The sequence below is a fragment of the Cellvibrio fontiphilus genome (genome assembly GCF_042646205.1).
Taxonomy (GTDB): Bacteria; Pseudomonadota; Gammaproteobacteria; order Pseudomonadales; family Cellvibrionaceae; genus Cellvibrio; species Cellvibrio fontiphilus_A.
The window spans coordinates 528,806-548,835 of the sequence record NZ_JBHRTF010000002.1 but is presented as its reverse complement, the minus strand read 5'-3'; the positions used below and the strand labels follow the sequence as shown (position 1 = coordinate 548,835).

Genomic DNA, 20,030 nt, shown 5'->3' with positions numbered 1-20,030 from the left:
GCTTGTCTGTGTTTATCTGCGTAAATCAAGCGCCGGTAAAAAAGGGTTTGCGTTTTTCCACGTAGGCTTTCATGCCCTCTTTGCTGTCGTAGGACATAAACAATTGCTCTTGCAAATGCCGCTCAAGTAACAGCGCCGCAGAAACTGCCTGGGTGTGGCCCTGGGTGATGGCGAGTTTGGCGTAACCTATGGCCTGACCAGCGCCGGTGGGTGGAATAAACCGCTGCAGCCACTCAGCGGGTTGGTCTTGCGGTTTTAAAAAGCCGCTTGCAATTAATTGCGCAATTGGCACTGCCCACTGCTCGCTGCTGTTGTGTGCGGGAATAAAATCCTGATAACGCTCCAGCTCGGGCGAAAAACCATTAATTTTTTGCAGCGCATCGTTTTGCGCAAGCGCACTGCGGCAGAGGCGATAATCGCAATAGAGCGCCAGTTCAAAGGCAAGGGGTGATAAGGGCGCGCGCACGGCCAGCGCACTGATGCGGGCGTAACCGCTGATGCGGCCAAAAATATAAGCAATCTGCCGCTGCAATAATTGCACTTGCTCACCTGAGTCATCGCAGCCCAATTGTGCACAGCGGTTATCAATCAACAGCGCATAAACGGCATCGTCGGTGCGCAATTCCAGAATTAATTCATTGATGGCGAGCAGAATTTCCAGCGCACTGTATTGTTCGCATGCGCTGTGCAAGCTAATGGTGGCAAGGCCTGCTTCAATATTCAGTTCAATCCAATTTTTTTCCAGTAGCAGCGGAAAATGTTTGAAGGCTTGCGCACGGCGTGGCGTTTGACTGGCGTGTTGATGAATGTAGTCAGTGGCTTGGCTGATGGCTTGTTGGCGGAAAGCATCACTCGGCAATACTTGATCCACCAAACCAATAGCGTGGGATTTTTGCGGGCTGATAAATTCACCCTGGGTAATCATTTCCAGCGCGCGCTGTGCACCTACCAAACGCGCCAAGCGCTGGGTGCCGCCCATACCGGGAATTACGCCCAGGCGCACTTCGGGAAAACCTATGTTGTAATCACCTTCCACGGCGATACGGTAATCCGCAATTAACGCCAGCTCCAAACCACCGCCGGTAATGTTGCCGTTAATAATAGTGACCACTGGCAACTGTGAGGATTGAATGTAATCCAACACTTCGGCGGCGTAGAGAATGAAATGGGAATTGTGTTGCCGCCCCGCGGTGAGCAACATGCCGATGTTGACGCCGCCAGAAAAAAACTTATCGCCCTTACCAATTAAAATGACACCGCGAATGCCGGGGTCAGCTTCCAAATGCAAAAAATGCTGTTCCAATTCCTGCAACAAATGAAAGGTCAGGGTATTGGCCGAGGGGTCGTCCAATTCAAGAATGGCGACCTGGTTGTGAACCTGCACATGAATAAAATTGGTTTCCATAAAATTTCCTTTGGGTAATGCGGCGGGTCAAATCCGGTATAAAAATTGTGAGAGCGGCAAGCGTTGTTGTCGGGCGATGGTGTTATCGGAAGCTTCGCGCCCAAGGGTAATCAGCATGCAAATTTCCTGTGTTGCATCCAGCCCAAGGCATTTACCAATGGCAGTAAAATCTGCCCCACTCATTGGGCAGCTGCGATAACCCGCTGCTTCGGCGGCGAGCATGACCAACATGGAAAACATGGCGCAGGAGCGCATGGCTTCATCGCGGGCGAGCTGGGGTTTATCACCATAGAGCCGCTGCAGATGCATTTGAATTTTTTCGCCACCGGCTTGCGCTATGTGGGCAGCGGTTTGCCAGACGTTTTTTTTCATGACTATGGCTAACAGCGCGGCGGCCTGTTGAATTTGCGGCTGGTGATAGGCCAGCGCCGAAATTTCGGCGCGACGCTGCGCACTTTTAATATGTACGACTTGCCAATGCTGCAAATTAAATGCGGAGGGTGCCTGACTTGCGCTGGCTAAAATGGCATCCAGTTCGCGATCATCCATGGCTTGCGCAGCATCAAAATATTTAATTGCACGGCGCTGTTGCAGCAAGTGTTGCAGCTGAAAAAATTGTGCCGACAATTCCTGTTTGCTAATGCAACTATCTGCTGTCAGGTTTTTGTTAATATCAAAATCAAGCATTACTTGCCGCCCTTTGTCATTCCTTGGCGCTGAGGTTGCCAGTGGCAGCAGTGAATAGAAAGTGAAATTTACTGGATAGAGTGTCCCATTTATTTAACTATTCAATTCATCCATCCTGAATAAAATGGCGATGAAATTGTTGGATGTCGAAATAAAAGTTGGATGGCGGAATAAAAAATGATTGAACGCAGGGTATTGGTGATTTTTAAAAAAGATGCAGATGTGAATCTGGTCGCCAATTTTTATAAGGGATTGGAGTTGCTGGTAAAGCAAGCGCGCGGTTTGAAAAGTTTTGAAATACGCCAGTGCCAGGCTATGCCCAATGAGCAGGCGTTGAGTAAGCATGTGGAGAACGTCCTGTTCCCCGATGTAATGACCGTGTGGAAATTTGAAAGCGAAGACTACTTAAATGAGTTTATCAGCGGCCAATTCCACCTGGATATTGCACGCGATAATTTTAAACCCGTTGTAGAGCGGCGAATTGTTTTTAACAGTGCCGCATAGTTAGCGCAATAATGCGCGCACGAACTAACCCAGGGCGATGCCCGCTGCTATCAATCAGGCAGAAACTGCCTGATTGACTGCTGCAGTGGTTTTCGCTTTTGGTGGCAAATAAATATAAGGTTCGGGGTTAACTGTCCATATATCCTGATCGCGGCATATATCCACCACATAATCGATAAATTTACGCACATAACCGGGCATATATTTATCTTTCAGGAACATCAAACTCAGTGGGCGGGTTTCCATACATTGTTCTACGGGCAGTATTACCAGCTCGCCGGACACCAGTTCTTCGGTGCACATAAATAAAGGTAAACGCACCAATCCAAAACCCTGGCTCGCAAATTGTTTACCTAACATAAATTCATTGACCACCAGTTGCCGGCATTTTAATAGCGGCGAATCCTTATCCACGGCGGACGAACTTTTGCTCACCATAATATAAGTGTGTTGATATAAATCTTCACATTTTTGTGGCATACCAAAACGTTTCAGGTAAGCCGGGCTTGCCACCAAGCCATAGTTCACGCCGCCCAAAGAGCGGGCCACCATGGATGAATCCTCCAGCTCACCCAAACGAATTGCCAAATCAAAACCATCGGCCATGGAAAAGCTGTTGCGATCACAGAGCGAAATATCCAATTTTATGGCGGGGTTAGCGTCCATAAAATTCATAAAATAGCTGCAGGTTTTTTTGTTATTAAATTCATGGGGCAAACAGATTTTAATGCGCCCTTCCATCGCCGTTTGGTGCTGTTGCACCATGGCATTGGCCTGTTCAACCTGTTCGATAATTTTGGCGCAGCTTTGAAAGTAATCCTGCCCGGCATTGGTTAGCTGAAAGTTGCGGGTATTGCGTGCAATCAGCGTCACCCCGAGCGACTCTTCCAGTTGTGCCAATTTGCGGCTGATGGTTTGTTTGCTGGTATTGAGCTTTTTACTGGCAGCGGTAATGCTTTTCAGCTCGGAAACAAAATGGAAAATATAAATATCATTTAAATTGATGTTGGTGGCCATGGATTCCTCTGCTAATTGCTGTTAACCAGTGATACACGAATACCACTGAGGGATTCATCAAAGGTAATTTGGCAGGCTAAACGGGATTGTGTTGCTGAATAATGAAAGGAGTCGCGCAAGGTGTCCTCCTCATAACAATCCTTTTGTGGCAGCAGGCCAAACCAGGCTTCATCGACATGCAAATGACAGGTGCCACAGGTTCCGGCACCAGAGCAGGTTGCAGCAACGTCAAATAAATTATCGCGCAGTATTTCCATCAGGGTATCGCCGGGTGGCGCATCTACCTTGACTTCATTTTGTTCATGATCAATCACTGATATGTAATTCAATTCCTTGCTCCTCGTGGGTTCCTTGTTAATGACAGTTAGGGAATATCGTTTGTTGCTTTTGGCGACACAGGTTTAGGTGTTCCTGGTAGCACCGGGCAATTTTATAAAATTTTCAAAAAATTTTCCTAAATTTGTCGCCTGAATTTTCGGTGAGATGTTTAACACAGTCCTATTACCTTTTATAGGAAATATTCACCTCAATACTGGCACTCTGTGTTCCGATAATTTTACTCAGTAATTAACCTCGCCAAGAATAAAATTTGCACAACCGATATAAACAGTAATTTTCGGTTATGGGTTTGGCAATTTTAATAGGGGAAATTGCCAATCAAAAGTTAGGTTTTTGGTAAGAGGATACTAAGGAAGACAACAATGAAAAGGTTCTCATTAACAATTGCATTGATTAAAAAATTCATTCACCGCGCGATTAAAACAGCGTTAGCACGATATTTGGCAGTTATATTTTTATTGACACTAACACCGCTAGCCACAGCCCATGTGAAATGGTTTATCGAGGAGGATCAGCAAAATCTACAAGCCCGTTTTGTGTTTGATGGTTTGATGTTAGTGATCTTTATTGGTGCACTTTTATTTCTGTTATTTGCACATTTACTGGAGCGCCGTGCGCGCTGCAGCGATCCGCTCAAGGCCTGGCTGGAAGCGCCGTTACTGCCGCGTTTATTCCAGGCGCCCCGGCATAATGTAAATAGCTGGGTAAATAGCTTGTTGAAGTTCTCGGTGGGCATTGTGTTGCTGGCCAATATATTACAGGGTCATTTTGTTGCACCTAATTTTGTAGCGCCGGAATTATCCCAGGCAACGGCGTTGCAATATTCACTGGTACAGGCGCTGTTAATTTTATTGTTGATTATTAATGTCAGCTTGTTTGCGCTGGCGCTGTTGGTTTTTTCGCTGTTATTGTTTTGGTTGTTTCCGCTCAGCAGCGCTATTGATTACGCCCCTGAGTTTATTGCGCTGGCACTGGCGTTATTTTTTACGGATCGCCATCGCCTGGATCATGTCTATCAATGGAAATGGTTGGGGGCTAGCTATTCCATTAGCAGTCCCCATCTGGGTTTATTGATTTTACAGTTCGGCCTTGGCTTGCAACTGATTATTCTGACATTTCACGATAAATTTTTAGCGCCGGGTTATGGCATAGCTTTTTTACAGCAGTACCCTGCGTTTAATTTTCCGCATTATTTTGGTATGCATGCCTTTACCGATATTCACTTTGTATTTGCTGCTGGCATGGCCGAGTTATGTTTTGGTTTATTGTTGGTGTGTAACCTGGCGCCGCGGCTCTCACAGTTATTAATTTTATTGGTGTTTACCCTCACCGGTGTGGTGCTGGGGCCGGAGGAATTGGTTGGCCATGCGCCGATTATCGCGGCGGCAACCGTGTTGTTGTTTAATCCGGGTGGCAGCTTGCTGCTGCCGGTGGCTGATCGGGAATTAAAGTTAGCGGTGGATTAATTTCTAATTCTATAGCGCCCGGTTATGCCGGGCGCGCTGCTGTGCAGTTCAGGTGATTTAAGCAATGGAATCCTTGCTGGAGGAGAGCACCTGGCTATGCAGCTGATTCAACAGCTCGTCCACAGTCCATTGATCGTAGGCGTGTTCACCGTATTTGCAGGCGATAATATTGCCGTCCAGATCAAACAGAAATTCAGCGGGCAGACCAAACATGGATTCATCATCGCGCGGCAACATACGCAGTGCGCGGCTGATATTTTTGAGCAGACCACCCATAGCGGCGGGCCAAGCGCGCGGGTCCAATACCGACTTCAGCGAGCGCTCCACACCAAAGTAGTCGTATAACTTTTTTTGCGGATCAGCAATAAGTGTGAAGGGAATATCGCCCAGATTTTGCTGGATTTTTTTATCCTCCGAATAAAACACTATGACTTCCTTGATGTTGTTATTGCGCAATTCCTGCGCGCGCGCTTTGAGTTGCCCCATATGAATATTGCAAATCGGGCAGCCGGAAAAACGCCGGAATTGTAAATGCACAAAATGGCCGGCATCGGGAATATTTACCGCGTTGCCGTTGATATCCTTCCAGTGTAACTGCTGCAGTTGTTGACCCACCTGAAAACGTTTCATAAATCATCCCTTGGTTAAAAAGACTGCTGCCACGCGTGGCGCGAGCCGCATTGTAATCAGCCACAGAGGTAAATTCTTAATACACAGTGTCCCATTTTTCGATGCTGACTATTAGCGCCGGATCTATAAGATGCGCAATCGCGTCACTCACTGTTTTTTGTTCATTTAAAGGATCTGCTATGAAAAATTTATCGCTGTTGAAAAAAAATCCGCTTAAACGCGCACTCCAGGCCACTTTGTTATTGGCCTCTACCAATGTGTTTGCGTTTGATTTAAATACCGGTTATGCGCCTGCTGAAGTAGTTATTCCGAATGCCTTCCAGTTGTTGTCTACCGATGTGAGTAAAAGTGGTTCAGATGCCACCTTGGTGCTGCGCCATACTGCTATGTTGTCCAATTCCTGGTTTGATGCGGTGGCGCCTTATCACCCAACCCAAGTGGGTATTTATTCAAAAATTTCTGAACGTCGCACAGAAACCAATAATCACGACAAAAATATTTCCGTGCTTTACGCCGCCTATCGTGTACTGAGCAGTATTGCGCCGCACCGTCAGGCGCAGTGGGATGGCATGTTGATGAACCTTGGCCTTGATCCAACCGATGACAACATGGACCCAACCAATCCGATTGGTATTGGCAATATCGCAGGCTTTGGTGTGGTGAATGCACGTTTGCACGATGGCATGAACCAATTGGGCGATGAAGGCGGCGTTAAATACAATCGCAAACCCTACAAGGATTACACCGGCTACAAACCGGTTAATACCTACTACCAACTGAAGCACCCAGGTCGCTGGCAGCCGGCGCCGGGCACCAATGGTTTTGGTAAATTTAACGTGCAGCAATTTGTTACCCCGCAAATGGGTTACACCAAAGCCTACTCGTTTAAAAACCCCAATCAATTTAATTTGCCCGCGCCCTGGAAAAGTAACCCGGCCAATTATTCTGCCTACAAAGCGCAGGTGGATGATGTGCTGCAATACTCAGCCAACCTGACCGACGAGCACAAATTAATTGCGGAATTGTTTGATTACAAATTGCGTAGCCTGGGCTTCTCGGAAATTTTTGCGGCGAAAAAATTTAACCTGCCCTATATCGAATCGGTACAAATGGCGTTCCTCAGCAACATGACCGAATTTGATACCGCGATTGCGGTGTGGCGCCAAAAAGTGAAGTGGGATGCAGTGCGCCCCTGGTCTGCTATCCAATATGTGTATGGCAGCCAAAAAGTGACAGCCTGGGGTGGCCCGGGTAAAGGCACTGTGACCGATATTCCCGCCAACCAGTGGACCAGCTATTTGCCGGTGGCAGATCACGCGGAATACCCATCGGGTTCGGCTGCCTTTTGTGCAGCGCACACCTATGTGCTGTCGCGCTTCCTCAAAACCGACGAGTTGGGTTGGACGGTGGATTACCCCGCCGGTTCATCCACCTATGAGCCGGGTGTAACACCCCAGCAAAATCTGCAGCTCAGCTTCCCCACCTGGAGCGACTTCCGCGAGAAGTGCGGCATGAGCCGTTTGTATGCGGGTGTGCATTTCCGCGACTCTATCGATGGCGGTTACAGCATCGGTGATCGGGTTGGCGCCAAGGCTTACAAGTTCCTCACCAGCCATATCAATGGTGTGGCAGTGAAAGCGGAGTAAGCCCCGCGCGATTGACAAGGGAGGCCTGGCCTCCCTTTTCTTTTTCCGGTCACCCAATCGCTCCACACAGGAGGCACATGATGTTGATTAACCACTGCAAAACCCTGCTGGCAACAATGCTTGCCCTCAGCCTGATCGCCCTGCCAGCAGCGGCAAAAACACGTATTCAAACCACTATGGAGGGCCATGCGGTTACCGGCTGGAACCAGCGTTTGGGCGAACCGCTGGTGGATCTGCCCATCATCGGCAAAACCAGTTTCCCCATTAACGGTGTCTGTGGTGCCGGGCAATCGCGCGCCATCGATGCCCATACCCCGCTTGCGGCGCCGCTCTGCACCCATGCCGACCCGCTGATATATCAGGCGATATTTAATGTCGCAGTGACGCCGGATTTCCCCCTGCACCAGAATATTCCGCTCGCCGATTTCCCGCAGATCTACCGCAGCGATGGCGCCGCCAAACCCTTGCCGCCAACCACCCAGGTGCCCTGGCATGAAGCCAGCAACGGCTCGCTCAGCGCAGGTTATACCCTCGCGGATTGGATCAAGGCGGAAGGCAAGATTCGTTTTGTGTGTGACGGCGACCAAAGTTATTACGAGCTGAGTGCCAGCCATTTGGTGCCGGGTGGGCTTTACACCCTTTGGTTGTTTTATTTCGATCAGGTCAACCCGCCGCCGCCAATCGGCAACGGGGGTTTGCAGCCGGATCTGGCCTTTGGCGGCGCCTCTGCCAATGTGATGGTGGCGGATCGCCTGGGGCGTTTGAAAACCAGTCAGCCTATGGGCTTTTGCCCGCAGCGCTGGTCGCAGGCCGAGCAGTACCAGCCGCTCAACCTGCACTTGGTACTGCACCCCGAGGGGCGGGTTTACGGCACTGTGGCCGAACAACTGCTCAAGGCACCCCACGAGGGCGGCCCCGGCGTTGTTGCCCTGCCGCAGCTGATGTTTAGCTTCCCGCGCGGGCGCAACTAATACCGGTCAGTGCTGGTGGCCATCATGTCGATCACCACACTGCCCTGTTTGTGCCCCTGCTCCACGTAGCGGTGAGCCTCGGCGATTTGCGCCAGTGGGTAAACCCGGTCGATAACCGGCCGCAGTACCCCGGCTTCGGCCAGTTGCGCAAGTTCGGCCAGGTCTTGCGCGCGTTCGGCGCAGGGGCCGGCGATCACTCGCTCGCGCTGCCACAGCGGCAACACCAGTGCCTGCAGCATTTGCGGCAGGGTCGCGCACACCGCAAGTAGCCGGCCGGCGGGTGCCAGGGCGCGCCGGCTCTCGGCCCAGGGCGCATTGCCCTGGGTATCCATAATCAGGTCGTAGCGTTCATCGCCACGGGTGAAATCTTCCTGTTGATAATCAACCACCTCAGCTGCACCCAAGCGGCGCACCAACTCGCGTTTGCTGGCGCTGCAGATGGCGGTGACCTTGGCGCCCCAATGGCGCGCCAGTTGGATCGCCGCACAACCCACCGCACCGCCGGCCCCATTAATCGCAATTGTCTCGCCGGCGCTTAGGCGGCCGCGGCGCAAAAAATCCAGCGCGGTGGTGCCGCCAAACACCAGCGCGGCCGCCTCGTGGAAATCCAACCCGCGCGGCATAGGCGCAATAGCACCCTTGGCATCCAAACAGATGTACTCGGCATGGGCGCCCATGGTGATGCCGGTGAGGGCGATGACCTTATCGCCCGGCTGGAAGTGGCTTACCTGACTGCCAATTGCTACTACCCTACCGGCCAAATCAGCGCCAAGGATCGGGCGGCGCGGCGCGGTGATGCCAAACACCAAGCGCGAGAGCAAGCCAAACCCCAAGGGCACCTGCAGGCGGCGCAGGCGCACATCCGCCGAATTCAGGCAGGCTGCATGCACCCTTATGAGCAGTTGATGGGGCTTGGGTTGGGGTTGTTGCATTTCAGTGACGGTGACCACATCGGCTGGGCCATAGCGATAATAAACGGCAGCTTTCATTGCGAATTCCATGCAAGGGGATTGGCCGAGTATAGGTAGCGCTAGACGACAAAAATGTAAGTATCTGTAGCCTACGCCTGGCGTGCAGCAGGCGCTGGGCAGTCATAAACCTGTAACTTATGGCACCCATTATTGCCCGCTACATTGGTTAGCGGAGTTTACTGCGATGAAATTTAATCCCCTTGTTGCTGGCCTTGCGCTGGCTGGTTTGTTGGGTGGCTGTGGTGGCGATGGCAATGGTTCGTCATCGTCCAGTGCCAGCCTGTCTGATTCGAGCGTGTCGGTTTCCAGTTCGCTCGCTTCAACGCCGGCTAGCTCTTCTGCACCAGCCAGTTCATCCTCCAGCAGCATGGCTGCCATTACCGGTGTGACACTTAAACACTTGGGCCGCTACAGCAGTGGCCAGTTTGGCGTGTCGGCGGCGGAAATCCCCGCGTATGACCCGGCCAGCAAGCGCGGTTTTATCGTGAACGCCCAAGCCGGTGCGGTGGATGTGCTGGATTTAACCGACCCAACCAACCCCATCAAACTGGGCAGCCTGGATGCCACCAGCATTGCCGCCGGCGCGGTAGTGAACAGTGTGGCCGTGCGCGATGGCCTGGTGGCTCTGGCGGTGGAGGCGGCGACCAAAACTGACCCGGGTTATGTCGCCCTTTACCGCGCCAGCAATTTGAGCGCCATTGGCCATGTGGCCGTGGGCGCCCAGCCGGATATGCTGACCTTTACCCCCGACGGCACGCGCATTCTCAGCGCCAACGAGGGCGAGCCGAGCGATGATTACAGTGTCGATCCCGAAGGTTCGGTGAGTATCGTCAATATCACTGACCTGCAAAACCTGAGCGTGCAGACCGCCGCCTTTACCCTGGAGGCAAACCTCAAGGCTATGGGCGTGCGCATCTACGGCCCCAATGCCAGTCAGGCGCAGGATCTGGAGCCGGAATACATTGCCGTGTCTGCCGATAGCCGCACTGCCTGGGTGACCCTGCAGGAAAACAATGCCCTGGCGGTGGTGGATATCGCCAGCGCGACCATCACCAGCGTCAAAGCCCTGGGTTATAAAGACCACGGCGCCGCTGGCAAGGGTATGGATAGCAACGACGAAGACGGCCTGATCAATATCACCACCCACGCCGGGGTGCGCGGCCTCTACCTGCCCGATGCCATCCACGCCTTTAGCGTCAACAGCAGCACCTATCTGGTGACCGCCAACGAAGGCGATGCCCGCGCCTGGGGCGAGGACAATGCGGCCTACTGGGAAGGCGATGCCAGCAAAGGTTTTGTCGAAGAATTCCGTGTGAAACACCTGACCCACACCGGTGGCTTTGACCGTCGCGCCGGCGATGACCTGCCGCCGCAACTGCGTGCACTGGGTGCTGGCGCCCTGCTCAACCCCGAGGTGTTTGGCTACTGCGGTGCGGTGGCGGGCAACCCCGGCAACTGTCGCGCTGACGAGGTGCTGGGTCGCCTTAACATCACCTGGACTATGGGCTATCGCACTCATGAAAATGGCGCGCCGGTGAAGTTCAACAGCAGTGGTGTGGAAGATGCCGCTGGCGACCGTTTGATGTACGACGCGCTCTACAGCTACGGCGGCCGCTCCATCTCCATCTGGAACAGCCAGGGTGAACAAGTCTGGGATTCGGGCGATGCCATAGAGCAGTTCATCGCCAGCGAGGACTGCAAACTGGGCGCCGCGCGCAACATTCCCTGCGCCAACTACTTCAACAGCGGCCACGATGAAGGCAGTGCGCTGGATTCACGCAGCGATGCCAAAGGCCCGGAGCCGGAAGGCCTGACCATTGGCCAGTTGCACGGCAAAACCTATGTGTTTGTCGGCCTGGAGCGCATGGGCGGTATCTTGGTGTACGACATCACCAATCCGGCGGCGCCGGTGCGGGTGGACTACCTCAATACCCGCGAAGATTGGACTAGCGAAGACCCGGGCACAGTGCTGGCCAACGCCGGCGACCTGGGGCCAGAGGGCCTGACGTTTATCCGCGCCGAGGACTCACCCAACGGCAAAGCACTGTTAATGGTGGGCAACGAAGTCAGCGGCACCACCAGTATCTATGAGGTGGAAGCGCGTTTTGCCCAATAATCCGGGCTGGTGTTGCCACCCTGAAAGAGTCGCTTAGGCGGCTCTTTTTTTATCTCCCTGATTTGCTGCCGGAGCTGGCCTCAACCAAAAATATCCAGTTGTCCGGTGGATGAGCGGGTGGCGGGAATTTGTTGCGGGCGGCGGAATTGACTGCAATCCAGCTGCACAAAACGCCCGCTTTTATTCAGGCCATAGCGTTTGAGTGCCCTGCCAAAACGCTGGCGGATCATGTCGGCCCACAGCCCTTCACCGCGCATGCGGGTGGCGAAGTTGGCGTCGTAATCCTTGCCGCCGCGCATATCGCGAATGCGGTTCATGACGCGCTGAGAACGGTCAGGAAAGTGGGTTTGCAGCCACTGCTGGAACAGCGGGTTTACCTCCCAGGGCAGGCGCAGCACGGTGTAGCCGGCGGCGGTTGCGCCCGCACTGGCTGCCGCTTGCATCACCTTTTCCAACTCCTGCTCGGTGATAAACGGAATCACCGGCGCCACGCTGACCAGCACCGGAATACCTGCCTGCGCCAGTTTTTCAATGGTTTGCAGGCGCCGGGTGGGTGATGCGGCGCGCGGTTCCAGGCTGCGCGCGATGCTGTGATCAAGGGTGGTGATGGTGATTGCCGCCGCCAGCAGGTTGCTGTCGGCCATGGGTTTGAGTAAATCCAGATCCCGCTCAATCAAGGCTGATTTGGTGATTATCCCCACTGGATGCCGGCATTCATGCAGTACTTCCAGGCATTGGCGGGTGATGCACAAGGCCCGCTCTACCGGTTGATAGGCATCGGTATTAATGCCCAGCGCAATCGGGCTGGGCTGATAGAGGCGATGGGCCAGCTCGCGCCGCAGCAATTCCGGCGCGTTGGTTTTGGCGTAGAGCCGGGTTTCAAAATCCAACCCCGGCGACAGCCCCAAATAGGCGTGGCTGGGGCGCGCAAAGCAGTAGACACAGCCATGTTCGCAGCCGCGATAGGGGTTGAGCGACACACTAAAGGGTAAATCCGGGGATTGGTTGCGGCTGAGAATGGTCTTGGCCAGCTCGGCTGTAACGCTGGTAGTGAGCGCGGGGTTGATACAAGTATCGTCGCGGTAGCTGGCCCAGCCATCATCCACCGTTTCGATCAGTTGCGTTTCAAAACGCCCGGCCAGATTAGTCACCGCGCCGCGCCCTTTGATCGCCTGCAGCGGTGCATCCACCCAGGGTTCGGGTTGGCTGAACTCTGTATCCTCGTTCATGGGCACCTCAAATACTGTATATAAAAACAGTATTGTCAGCTCCTCGTCTCACCTTGGCAAGCCACTATTCGCATTCGGGTGGCATTCCGGCCGCTGCACTGCCATCAAAAAAGCACCACTTTCGGTTTATTGGTCACCATTTTAGGTTGGCCGCGCAAAGTGGTGCGACTGGCCTTTTGGTGTTGCGCAGTATAGGCCGGTAGCAATCCCGACCCTGCTGGTACCGGGCAGAGCTGCTCAGGGTGTTGCGCTGTTTAAACACCCCAATACTTGCAAATTACCGCCAATAACTAACGATAAAGGTGCTTCTATGTTCAAGTTCAGTCGCGTTACCGGCGCGCTGGTTACGCTTGCCGCTATTGTGGGCTTAGCGCTTCCCGCCGTTGCCAAACCCTATAAGGCTGCGGAGATCTACTCCAAACAAACCTACAAATATGGCCGCTATGAAATGCGTATGCGGGTCGCCAAGGGCAGTGGTGTGCTCTCCACTTTCTTCACTTACAAAAATGGCTCAGAGCAACCGGGCACGTTTTGGGAAGAAATCGATATTGAGATCTTTGGCAAAAACAACGCCACCCAGTGGCAGAGCAATGTGATTATCGGCACCAATCGCCCCACCACCAAAACCGAAGGGGTACACACCATGCCCTATTCACTGGGCGATGGTTACAACACCTATGTGCTGGAGTGGACGCCCAGTTACATCGCCTGGTTTGTGAATGGCACCCAAGTGCGCCGTATTAACGGTGGCCAGTTTGTCACCAGCCTGACTAGCCCCCAGGACCTGCGTTTTAACCTCTGGGCGGCCAATATCGCCGAGTGGGTGGGCGCCTTTGACCCCAATATCCTGCCGGTGTACCAGTTTATTAATTACATCGAATACAAGCCCTGGAACGCATCGACCAACAGTTTTGGCACTGGCTGGCGCGATGATTTCAACAGTTTCGATACCAATCGCTGGGCCAAGGCCAACTGGACCTTTGGCGAGAACCTGGCGGACTTTGAGCCCAACAATGTGGTGGTGAAAAACGGCATTCTGGTGCTGGCGCTGACCCGCGAAGGCCAAACCGGTTATACCGGCACGCCCCCGGCGGATGGTGGCAGTTCAGGCGGTGGTGCTAGCAGTAGCAGCGCGCCGGCGGCATCAATCACCATTCAGGCTGAGAATTTCAACGAAGTGGGCGGCAGCGTGACTGTATCCGGCGGCACTGTGGGTTATATCGATGCCGGCGAGTGGTTCAAATATAACAACGTGAATATCCCGCAAACCGGTACTTACCGCGTGGAATACCGCGTGGCATCGGCGCTCACCACGGCGCAATTTACCCTGGATCGCAACGGCGTGGGTCTGGGCACCATCAGTGTGCCCAATACCGGCGGCTGGGGTAACTACCAGACCATTTCGCACAATATTTACCTGAATGCCGGGCTGCAAAACCTGGCGATTTACGCCAACAGCGGCGGTTTTAATATCGATTGGCTGAGGTTCACCAAAATCTAATTGTTCAACTGGTTGTCCCCTAGGGGTTGGTCGCTGCTGATGTTTGGCCAGCCCCCTTTTTAAATCATCGAGGTTTGTTATGCGTCGTTTCTTCTGGATGTTACTCGCGCTGGTATCAGCGGCTGGGGTAAATACTGCCACTGCCAAAACCTACAAGGGTGCGGAAATCTACTCCAACGAATCTGTACTTTATGGTCGTTTTGAAATTCGTATGCAGGTCGCCAAAGGCAGCGGGATTCTGTCCACCTTTTTCACTTACAAAAACGGGTCGGAAGTGGGCAATACTTTCTGGGAAGAAATTGATATAGAAGTTTTTGGCAAAAACAACGCCACCGAGTGGCAGAGCAATATTATTTTGGGCAGCACTCGCCCCACCCTGCACACCGAGCAGGTTCATACCGCGCCCTCCTCATTAGGCGATGGTTATCACACCTATGTGCTGGAGTGGACGCCGGATTACGTCGCCTGGTTTGTGGACGGCGTGGAAGTGCGCCGCATTACCGGCACCAGCACAGTAACCAGCCTGACCAACCCGCAGAGCCTGCGCTTTAACCTCTGGTCGTCGGAATCGGCAGAGTGGGTCGGCCCCTGGGACCCCAGCATCTTGCCGGTGTACCAGTTCGTGAATTACATCGATTACAAAGCCTACAACGCCACCAGTAAAACCTTTGAAGGCGGCTGGCGCGATGATTTTGACAGCTTTAATAGCGCGCGCTGGGGCAAGGCCAACTGGACGTTTGATACCAATCGCGTGGATTTTGCACCGGAAAATGTGGTGGTGAAGGACGGCATTCTGGTGCTGGCGATGACCACGGAAAACGCGCTGGGTTTTACCGGCACCCCGCCGGCGGATAACGTGTCCAGCAGCAGCTCGGCGGCCACTAGCTCAACCCCTGCCAGCTCCACGGCTGCCAGTTCAGTTGCCAGCAGTACGCCGGCCAGCAGCGCCGCCGCTACCAGCCAAGCGGCCAGCAGTGAAGCCCTGAGTTCGGTAGCCCCTTCTTCCACTGCCGCCGCAGCCAGTTCACGCGCGGCTACCGGTGGCAACAGCGGCGGCTCAGGTGGTGGCGCAGTGCAAGCCTGGTGGCTGTTAATGCTGACGGCGCTGGTATTGGTGCGCCGCCGTGGGTGTTAGTCAGTTAAGGGTTTAATCCAAATACACCGGGCGGGGCGCATTCATATTGCGTTTCAGGGTGAGGGTCATATCGTCGGCCAGTACCTCCTCCTCGCCCGCTTCCAGCCCATCAAAGGTGCGTTTCACAATCACCTCCGCCGGGGTTTTGGGTGCATCGATCTTGGCGGTCATATCGGTATCCACATAACCCATATGCAGCGCCATCACCTGGGTGTTTTGCGCCCGCAATTCCAATCGCACACTGTTAGTTAAGGCCCAGGCGGCGGATTTACTCGCCGAATAGGGCGAAAACTCCACCGGTGCATACCAGCTCACCAGCGACAGCACATTAATGATCGCCCCGCCGCCATGACCGGCAAGCAGGGGGGCAAAGGCTTTGCACAGGCGCAGCGGCCCGTAGAAGTTGGTTTCAAAGTGTTCGGCGCAGCTGGCCTCACTGTCGCGCGCGAGGAAACTGCCAAAACGTGCAACACCGGCGTTATTAATCAGCAGGGTTACATCGGCGCAGTCGCGGGCGATGCGGGCGACATCCTCGGGGTTGGTGACATCCAGTTTGAGTTTGATTACGCCATCCAGTGGGATGGATTGCGGGTCGCGCGCGGTGGCGTAGACCTTGCGCGCACCGCGGGCCAGCGCGGCGCGGGCAAATTCCAAACCTATGCCGCGATTGGCGCCGGTGATGAGTACTACTGCGTCTTTGATATACATCGTCTGATTCCTTAACGTTAATGAGAGGGGCGTGGCCGCCCGGTTAGAGTTTGGGGCGTGAACCGCGCTTTTTCTTGGGTGGATAAAAACTGGCCTCGCCCTCGGGGCGGGTTTTGAAGCGGCGATGCACCCACAGGTACTGGTCGGGCGCCTGGCGAACCGCGTCTTCAATGATTTTGTTGATGCGGGTTGCATCCACCAGATCGTCGCCGCTGGGGAAGTTATCCAGCGCGGGTTGGATCTCCAAACGGTAGCGGCCTTTGGGTTCGCGGAAACAAAAGAAGGGAATCACCACGCAGTGGGACATACGCGCAATCCGCGCTGTCGCCACTACAGTCGCCGCTTGTACGCCAAAAAAGGGCGCAAAAATGCTGTGGTTGCGGCCGTAATCCTGATCCGGCGCGTACCAGACAATATGCCCCTGGCGCAGGTTTTTAATCAGCTGGCGGGTATCGTTGCGGTCGATGGCGTTGTCATTCACCCGCGCGCGCGCATGGGCGATGGCATAGGCCATCAGCGGGTTGGGGTCGGCGCGGTAAAGCACATCGGCGACTATGTGGTAAGACATCATCAAGCCGCTGATGTCGATGGTGGTGAGGTGGCTGCCGCAGAGCAAAATACCCTTGCCCTCAGCGCGCGCTTTCTCAATGTGCTCAAGGCCGGTAATGCTGTAGCGGTTGCGCATTTTGTTCTCGCTACCCCAGAGCGCCATGGAGGTTTCACTGATGCTCAGGCCGCAGGCAATCACCGAGTTGCGCACCATCTGCGCTTGCGCCGCCGCGTCCAATTCGGGGAAACACAGGGCGATATTAATCTCTGCATAGCGTTTGCGCGCCGGCGCGAGCACCAACAACAAGCGCCCGAGCGCACCGCCTACCGCCTGATTGGCGCGCACGGGCAACTGGGCGATCAGCCAAAAAAACGCCAGCGCCAACCAGGTCGGCCAAAAGCGCGGCAGCAAAAAGCGGCGATGAAACGGCGGTAATTTTGATTTATCCAAGAGCAATCTTCTCTGCAAACTTTTCTGAAAACATGAGCCAGGGGGCTATAAAAAGCCGCGCTTCAAGGCGCGGCCGGCGATTATAACAGCTCCACTTTGGCCGGCTGGGGGCTGCCCGGTCATTCCGCCGCAGGTGGGTTGCCGGTGTGTGCGCCGCCCTGTTTGCGAAACTCAGCGGCCGAGGTGCCGGTATAACGTTTAAAAAAGCGATGGAAGGACGACTTACTGTTAAAACCCGACTCCAGCAAAATATCCAAAATGGTCATCTGCGCCATGGCCGGATCTAACAACAACTGTTTGGCGCGCTTCACCCGGTACTCATTCACAAACTCAAAAAAGTTGGTGTTGAATTCGCTGTTGATGATACTGGACACCTCGCGGTAGTGAATGCCGACCTGTTTGGCAAAATCCTCAATGGTTAAATTCTGCGTCAAATACAGCTGCTGGTTTTCCATAGTCGCACGGATGCGCGCCACGGTTTCCGGCGAGGGCGCGCTGTTAACCTCGGGTTCTTTGGGGGTGGGCGTGTCGCGCGTGAGCAACAGCTCGTGGGCATAGCGCAGGTTGTACACAAACAGCGCATTCACCAGCAGGAAGGTGATGTAGTTATCCAGAATGCCAAAACCATCGGCCACCGCCCAGCTCACACTTTGCCCGAGCAAATGCACCACCAGCGACCAGGACCAATTGAGCGCAAAGCCCAGGGTTAATAACAGCAGCCAGTAAGGGCCCTGCAAACTCAGGCTGGAATAAAAATCCTTCAGCTGTTGTTTGTAGCGATAAATTTGTACCACCGCCGCCAGGCTGTAAATCACTGGTAAATATTTCAGGTAGTGCCACAAATAATTGGTAATCAGCCAAGAGTATTCGCTGTGGCTGTTAGGCACAAAACGCAGGCGGTCGCTATCCAGCCCGCCCAGAATTACCCAAAGCCCCACCACTACAAAATGCAAAAAATGCCAGCTGTTTTTGGGGCGCAAATTAAAATTGGCGCGGGTAATGGCCACCACGTACAGATACAAAAAAACACTTTTGCCCACCACCGATAGCGCAAACCCCAGCGCCAGCAGCAGTTTTGCCGGCTCATTGGTCGAGTGAATATAGCTATTCCACAACAGCAAATTGCACAGCGCACTCGCGCCCACGCACACAAAAAATCCGGTCAACAGGGGCGATGCAAGCGCCTTTTGTTTGGACAATAGCCACTGGAAAATGCCCAGCAAGCCGCACACCGCCAGGGTGAGCACCAGGATTAAATCGTGAATATTAAAAATGGGTGTTTTCATAAACTCATCGGGTTGTGTGGGTAAAACTGCGCCTGTGCGGCGCTATTAATATAAAAGTGCCATCAATAAAAATAAGTCTGTGTTAGCTGTGACGTGCCATTACCCAAGCCCCTGACGGTGATACTGCGCTGCTGTTCATCCAGCACAAAGGGTTTGCCGGGGTAAGGGCTGACTAACACACTGGCGGCAGTTGATTGCCCCTGAATTTTTTCCGCACTTAGCAGTAATCCGCGCCGGAAGGCTTCCAGGTTCTGCGTGCGCGCAAAATAGTTGCTGTAGGCCGGCGTGGCGATATTCACCAGTATTTGTCCCACCAGATTATAGGGTCTTGTTAGATAATCCAGTGTAGTGTGCCCGGCGAGTTCTTGTTGCTGTGTCTGCTCATAAGCGATGATCGCAGCTTCCAAGTGGTCGGACGGAACATCCAGTTGCTGCTCCAGCGTTTGCAAACGCTCTGCCATTTGATTGATCGTATCCTGCTTTTTATGTACCAACCCCATAACCAGTTTTTCCGAGGTTTTGGTCAACTGTTTATCAAACTGCGACTGGTAACTCCGGTAGGCAAACTGCCATTCGCCAACAAGGCAGCGGTACATGGACATTTCATCTTTGCTAAAGGCCAGATAGTGGCTGGTTGTTGGCAGTAACTGCCCACCGCCGCGCAGGAAATGGTTGGCCCATAAAAAATTATTTTTGATTGCCGATGCAGCAATCATTTTGCCAATCAGGCTGTCAGTATTTTTTAAAACCAAGCGCCAAAACTGCAGGTCGCTATCCAACAACTGGCCAAACTCCAGGTTAATAACGGGTGGATTCGCGGCAAAAGCACTCATAAACAAGATGCGCTGGGCTTGCATAACATCTGCATATTTTGGCAGCGGCAAACGTATATCCACTGCCGATAATTCCAGCCAGCCTTTATGCGCAATTAATTGCCGGTAGCGATCATTCACCCAGTGGTTATTCTGTTGCCATTCATTAATCGCCGCTCTCTGTTCAGCGATTGCAATCACGCAACTGTGTGTAATATCGCGGCACAACTGCACCAGCTCGCCAAACTGTGCGGGCAAGTGCTCAGCGACCGAGTAGCCGGGTTGGGGAAAGTCAACGCTGTCTTCAGTTAGCGCTGCAATTACAGCGTTAGACCATTTAACCCGCTCGCGTCCAATCGCTTTTGGGTCTTCATCTTCGGCGACATCAAACCCCAATAAAAATAAATAACCGTTGTCAATGTCAGCAACCGCCGCGCGATTATTCCAGGCCTGCTCAAATTCAACCGCCGCCGCCGAGGGCGGTTCATCGCGCAGGTTTATCAGCACCGCAAACACCACATAGGCGAGCAAGAGCAAAAAAATAACAATTAACAATTTGGCAAAAATATTTAAGGCTCTACCCAGCATGGTGATTCCCTGTTTGATT

At 53.4% G+C, this 20,030-nt stretch carries 18 protein-coding genes; 7 read left to right on the top strand and 11 right to left on the bottom strand.

What is annotated here, in order from left to right; translation table 11 throughout:
- Window positions 1-25 precede the first annotated feature (25 nt).
- The gene (locus ACFODX_RS04200) at window positions 26-1,405 is read right to left on the bottom strand and encodes an enoyl-CoA hydratase-related protein (protein ID WP_378116372.1); all 1,380 of its coding nucleotides are present in this window, start codon (window positions 1,403-1,405) and stop codon (window positions 26-28) included.
- 27 nt (window positions 1,406-1,432) lie between these two features.
- A complete protein-coding gene (locus tag ACFODX_RS04195) occupies window positions 1,433-2,092 on the bottom strand; it encodes a nitroreductase family protein (RefSeq protein WP_378116370.1) in 660 nt (219 codons plus the stop codon).
- A gap of 177 nt (window positions 2,093-2,269) precedes the next feature.
- On the opposite strand from ACFODX_RS04195, the gene ACFODX_RS04190 reads away from it, so the two are divergent.
- Window positions 2,270-2,596 carry a Dabb family protein gene (locus ACFODX_RS04190; protein WP_378116368.1) on the top strand — a complete coding sequence of 109 codons (327 nt, stop codon included), beginning with the start codon at window positions 2,270-2,272 and terminating at the stop codon, window positions 2,594-2,596.
- A gap of 54 nt (window positions 2,597-2,650) precedes the next feature.
- Here ACFODX_RS04190 and ACFODX_RS04185 read toward each other — a convergent pair whose 3' ends face one another.
- Both ACFODX_RS04185 and ACFODX_RS04180 read right to left on the bottom strand, forming a co-directional pair.
- Entirely contained in the window at window positions 2,651-3,613 is a 963-nt protein-coding gene (locus ACFODX_RS04185; protein ID WP_378116365.1) for a LysR family transcriptional regulator, read from the bottom strand.
- Window positions 3,614-3,624: 11 nt separating this feature from the next.
- Entirely contained in the window at window positions 3,625-3,942 is a 318-nt protein-coding gene (locus ACFODX_RS04180; protein ID WP_378116363.1) for a 2Fe-2S iron-sulfur cluster-binding protein, read from the bottom strand.
- Window positions 3,943-4,440: 498 nt separating this feature from the next.
- On the opposite strand from ACFODX_RS04180, the gene ACFODX_RS04175 reads away from it, so the two are divergent.
- Entirely contained in the window at window positions 4,441-5,418 is a 978-nt protein-coding gene (locus ACFODX_RS04175; RefSeq protein ID WP_378116361.1) for a hypothetical protein, read from the top strand.
- Between the two features lie 57 nt (window positions 5,419-5,475).
- Here the strand turns inward: ACFODX_RS04175 and ACFODX_RS04170 are convergent, their stop codons facing one another.
- Entirely contained in the window at window positions 5,476-6,048 is a 573-nt protein-coding gene (locus ACFODX_RS04170) for a peroxiredoxin-like family protein (protein WP_378116359.1), read from the bottom strand.
- Window positions 6,049-6,227: 179 nt separating this feature from the next.
- Here ACFODX_RS04170 and ACFODX_RS04165 point away from each other — a divergent pair, with 179 nt between their 5' ends.
- The gene (locus ACFODX_RS04165) at window positions 6,228-7,694 is read left to right on the top strand and encodes a vanadium-dependent haloperoxidase (RefSeq protein ID WP_378116356.1); all 1,467 of its coding nucleotides are present in this window, start codon (window positions 6,228-6,230) and stop codon (window positions 7,692-7,694) included.
- A gap of 77 nt (window positions 7,695-7,771) precedes the next feature.
- A complete protein-coding gene (locus ACFODX_RS04160; protein WP_378116354.1) occupies window positions 7,772-8,665 on the top strand; it encodes a hypothetical protein in 894 nt (297 codons plus the stop codon).
- Here the strand turns inward: ACFODX_RS04160 and ACFODX_RS04155 are convergent.
- A complete protein-coding gene (locus ACFODX_RS04155; RefSeq protein WP_378116352.1) occupies window positions 8,662-9,654 on the bottom strand; it encodes an NAD(P)-dependent alcohol dehydrogenase in 993 nt (330 codons plus the stop codon). The genes ACFODX_RS04160 and ACFODX_RS04155 overlap by 4 nt on opposite strands.
- 166 nt (window positions 9,655-9,820) lie before the next feature.
- Here ACFODX_RS04155 and ACFODX_RS04150 point away from each other — a divergent pair, with 166 nt between their 5' ends.
- The gene (locus tag ACFODX_RS04150; protein ID WP_378116350.1) at window positions 9,821-11,752 is read left to right on the top strand and encodes a choice-of-anchor I family protein; all 1,932 of its coding nucleotides are present in this window, start codon (window positions 9,821-9,823) and stop codon (window positions 11,750-11,752) included.
- Between the two features lie 80 nt (window positions 11,753-11,832).
- Here the strand turns inward: ACFODX_RS04150 and ACFODX_RS04145 are convergent, their stop codons facing one another.
- On the bottom strand, window positions 11,833-12,981 hold the full coding sequence (locus tag ACFODX_RS04145) for a PA0069 family radical SAM protein (RefSeq protein ID WP_378116348.1): 1,149 nt from the start codon (window positions 12,979-12,981) through the stop codon (window positions 11,833-11,835).
- Window positions 12,982-13,291: 310 nt separating this feature from the next.
- On the opposite strand from ACFODX_RS04145, the gene ACFODX_RS04140 reads away from it, so the two are divergent.
- Together ACFODX_RS04140 and ACFODX_RS04135 are read left to right on the top strand one after the other, a co-directional pair.
- Entirely contained in the window at window positions 13,292-14,482 is a 1,191-nt protein-coding gene (locus ACFODX_RS04140; RefSeq protein ID WP_378116346.1) for a carbohydrate-binding protein, read from the top strand.
- A gap of 79 nt (window positions 14,483-14,561) precedes the next feature.
- The gene (locus ACFODX_RS04135; protein WP_378116344.1) at window positions 14,562-15,617 is read left to right on the top strand and encodes a family 16 glycosylhydrolase; all 1,056 of its coding nucleotides are present in this window, start codon (window positions 14,562-14,564) and stop codon (window positions 15,615-15,617) included.
- A gap of 12 nt (window positions 15,618-15,629) precedes the next feature.
- On the opposite strand, the gene ACFODX_RS04130 is transcribed toward ACFODX_RS04135, so the two are convergent.
- From ACFODX_RS04130 to ACFODX_RS04115, 4 genes are all read right to left on the bottom strand, one after another.
- On the bottom strand, window positions 15,630-16,325 hold the full coding sequence (locus ACFODX_RS04130) for an SDR family oxidoreductase (RefSeq protein ID WP_378116342.1): 696 nt from the start codon (window positions 16,323-16,325) through the stop codon (window positions 15,630-15,632).
- A 43-nt stretch (window positions 16,326-16,368) separates the two neighbouring features.
- Window positions 16,369-17,325: an LpxL/LpxP family Kdo(2)-lipid IV(A) lauroyl/palmitoleoyl acyltransferase gene (lpxL, locus tag ACFODX_RS04125; RefSeq protein ID WP_378116340.1), complete on the bottom strand. Its 957-nt coding sequence runs from the start codon at window positions 17,323-17,325 to the stop codon at window positions 16,369-16,371.
- A 119-nt stretch (window positions 17,326-17,444) separates the two neighbouring features.
- Window positions 17,445-18,611: a helix-turn-helix domain-containing protein gene (locus ACFODX_RS04120; RefSeq protein ID WP_378116338.1), complete on the bottom strand. Its 1,167-nt coding sequence runs from the start codon at window positions 18,609-18,611 to the stop codon at window positions 17,445-17,447.
- A gap of 62 nt (window positions 18,612-18,673) precedes the next feature.
- Window positions 18,674-20,011 (bottom strand): hypothetical protein, encoded by a 1,338-nt coding sequence (locus ACFODX_RS04115; RefSeq protein WP_378116336.1) that lies wholly within the window; start codon window positions 20,009-20,011, stop codon window positions 18,674-18,676.
- Between the last annotated feature and the right edge of the window lie 19 nt (window positions 20,012-20,030).

Coding starts and splice junctions, on each gene's coding strand:
- ACFODX_RS04200 (WP_378116372.1), bottom strand. CDS start 1,405: ATGGAAACCAATTTTATTCATGTGCAGGTTCACAACCAGGTCGCCATT.
- ACFODX_RS04195 (WP_378116370.1), bottom strand. CDS start 2,092: ATGCTTGATTTTGATATTAACAAAAACCTGACAGCAGATAGTTGCATT.
- ACFODX_RS04190 (WP_378116368.1), top strand. CDS start 2,270: ATGATTGAACGCAGGGTATTGGTGATTTTTAAAAAAGATGCAGATGTG.
- ACFODX_RS04185 (WP_378116365.1), bottom strand. CDS start 3,613: ATGGCCACCAACATCAATTTAAATGATATTTATATTTTCCATTTTGTT.
- ACFODX_RS04170 (WP_378116359.1), bottom strand. CDS start 6,048: ATGAAACGTTTTCAGGTGGGTCAACAACTGCAGCAGTTACACTGGAAG.
- ACFODX_RS04165 (WP_378116356.1), top strand. CDS start 6,228: ATGAAAAATTTATCGCTGTTGAAAAAAAATCCGCTTAAACGCGCACTC.
- ACFODX_RS04160 (WP_378116354.1), top strand. CDS start 7,772: ATGATGTTGATTAACCACTGCAAAACCCTGCTGGCAACAATGCTTGCC.
- ACFODX_RS04155 (WP_378116352.1), bottom strand. CDS start 9,654: ATGAAAGCTGCCGTTTATTATCGCTATGGCCCAGCCGATGTGGTCACC.
- ACFODX_RS04150 (WP_378116350.1), top strand. CDS start 9,821: ATGAAATTTAATCCCCTTGTTGCTGGCCTTGCGCTGGCTGGTTTGTTG.
- ACFODX_RS04145 (WP_378116348.1), bottom strand. CDS start 12,981: ATGAACGAGGATACAGAGTTCAGCCAACCCGAACCCTGGGTGGATGCA.
- ACFODX_RS04140 (WP_378116346.1), top strand. CDS start 13,292: ATGTTCAAGTTCAGTCGCGTTACCGGCGCGCTGGTTACGCTTGCCGCT.
- ACFODX_RS04135 (WP_378116344.1), top strand. CDS start 14,562: ATGCGTCGTTTCTTCTGGATGTTACTCGCGCTGGTATCAGCGGCTGGG.
- ACFODX_RS04130 (WP_378116342.1), bottom strand. CDS start 16,325: ATGTATATCAAAGACGCAGTAGTACTCATCACCGGCGCCAATCGCGGC.
- ACFODX_RS04120 (WP_378116338.1), bottom strand. CDS start 18,611: ATGAAAACACCCATTTTTAATATTCACGATTTAATCCTGGTGCTCACC.
- ACFODX_RS04115 (WP_378116336.1), bottom strand. CDS start 20,011: ATGCTGGGTAGAGCCTTAAATATTTTTGCCAAATTGTTAATTGTTATT.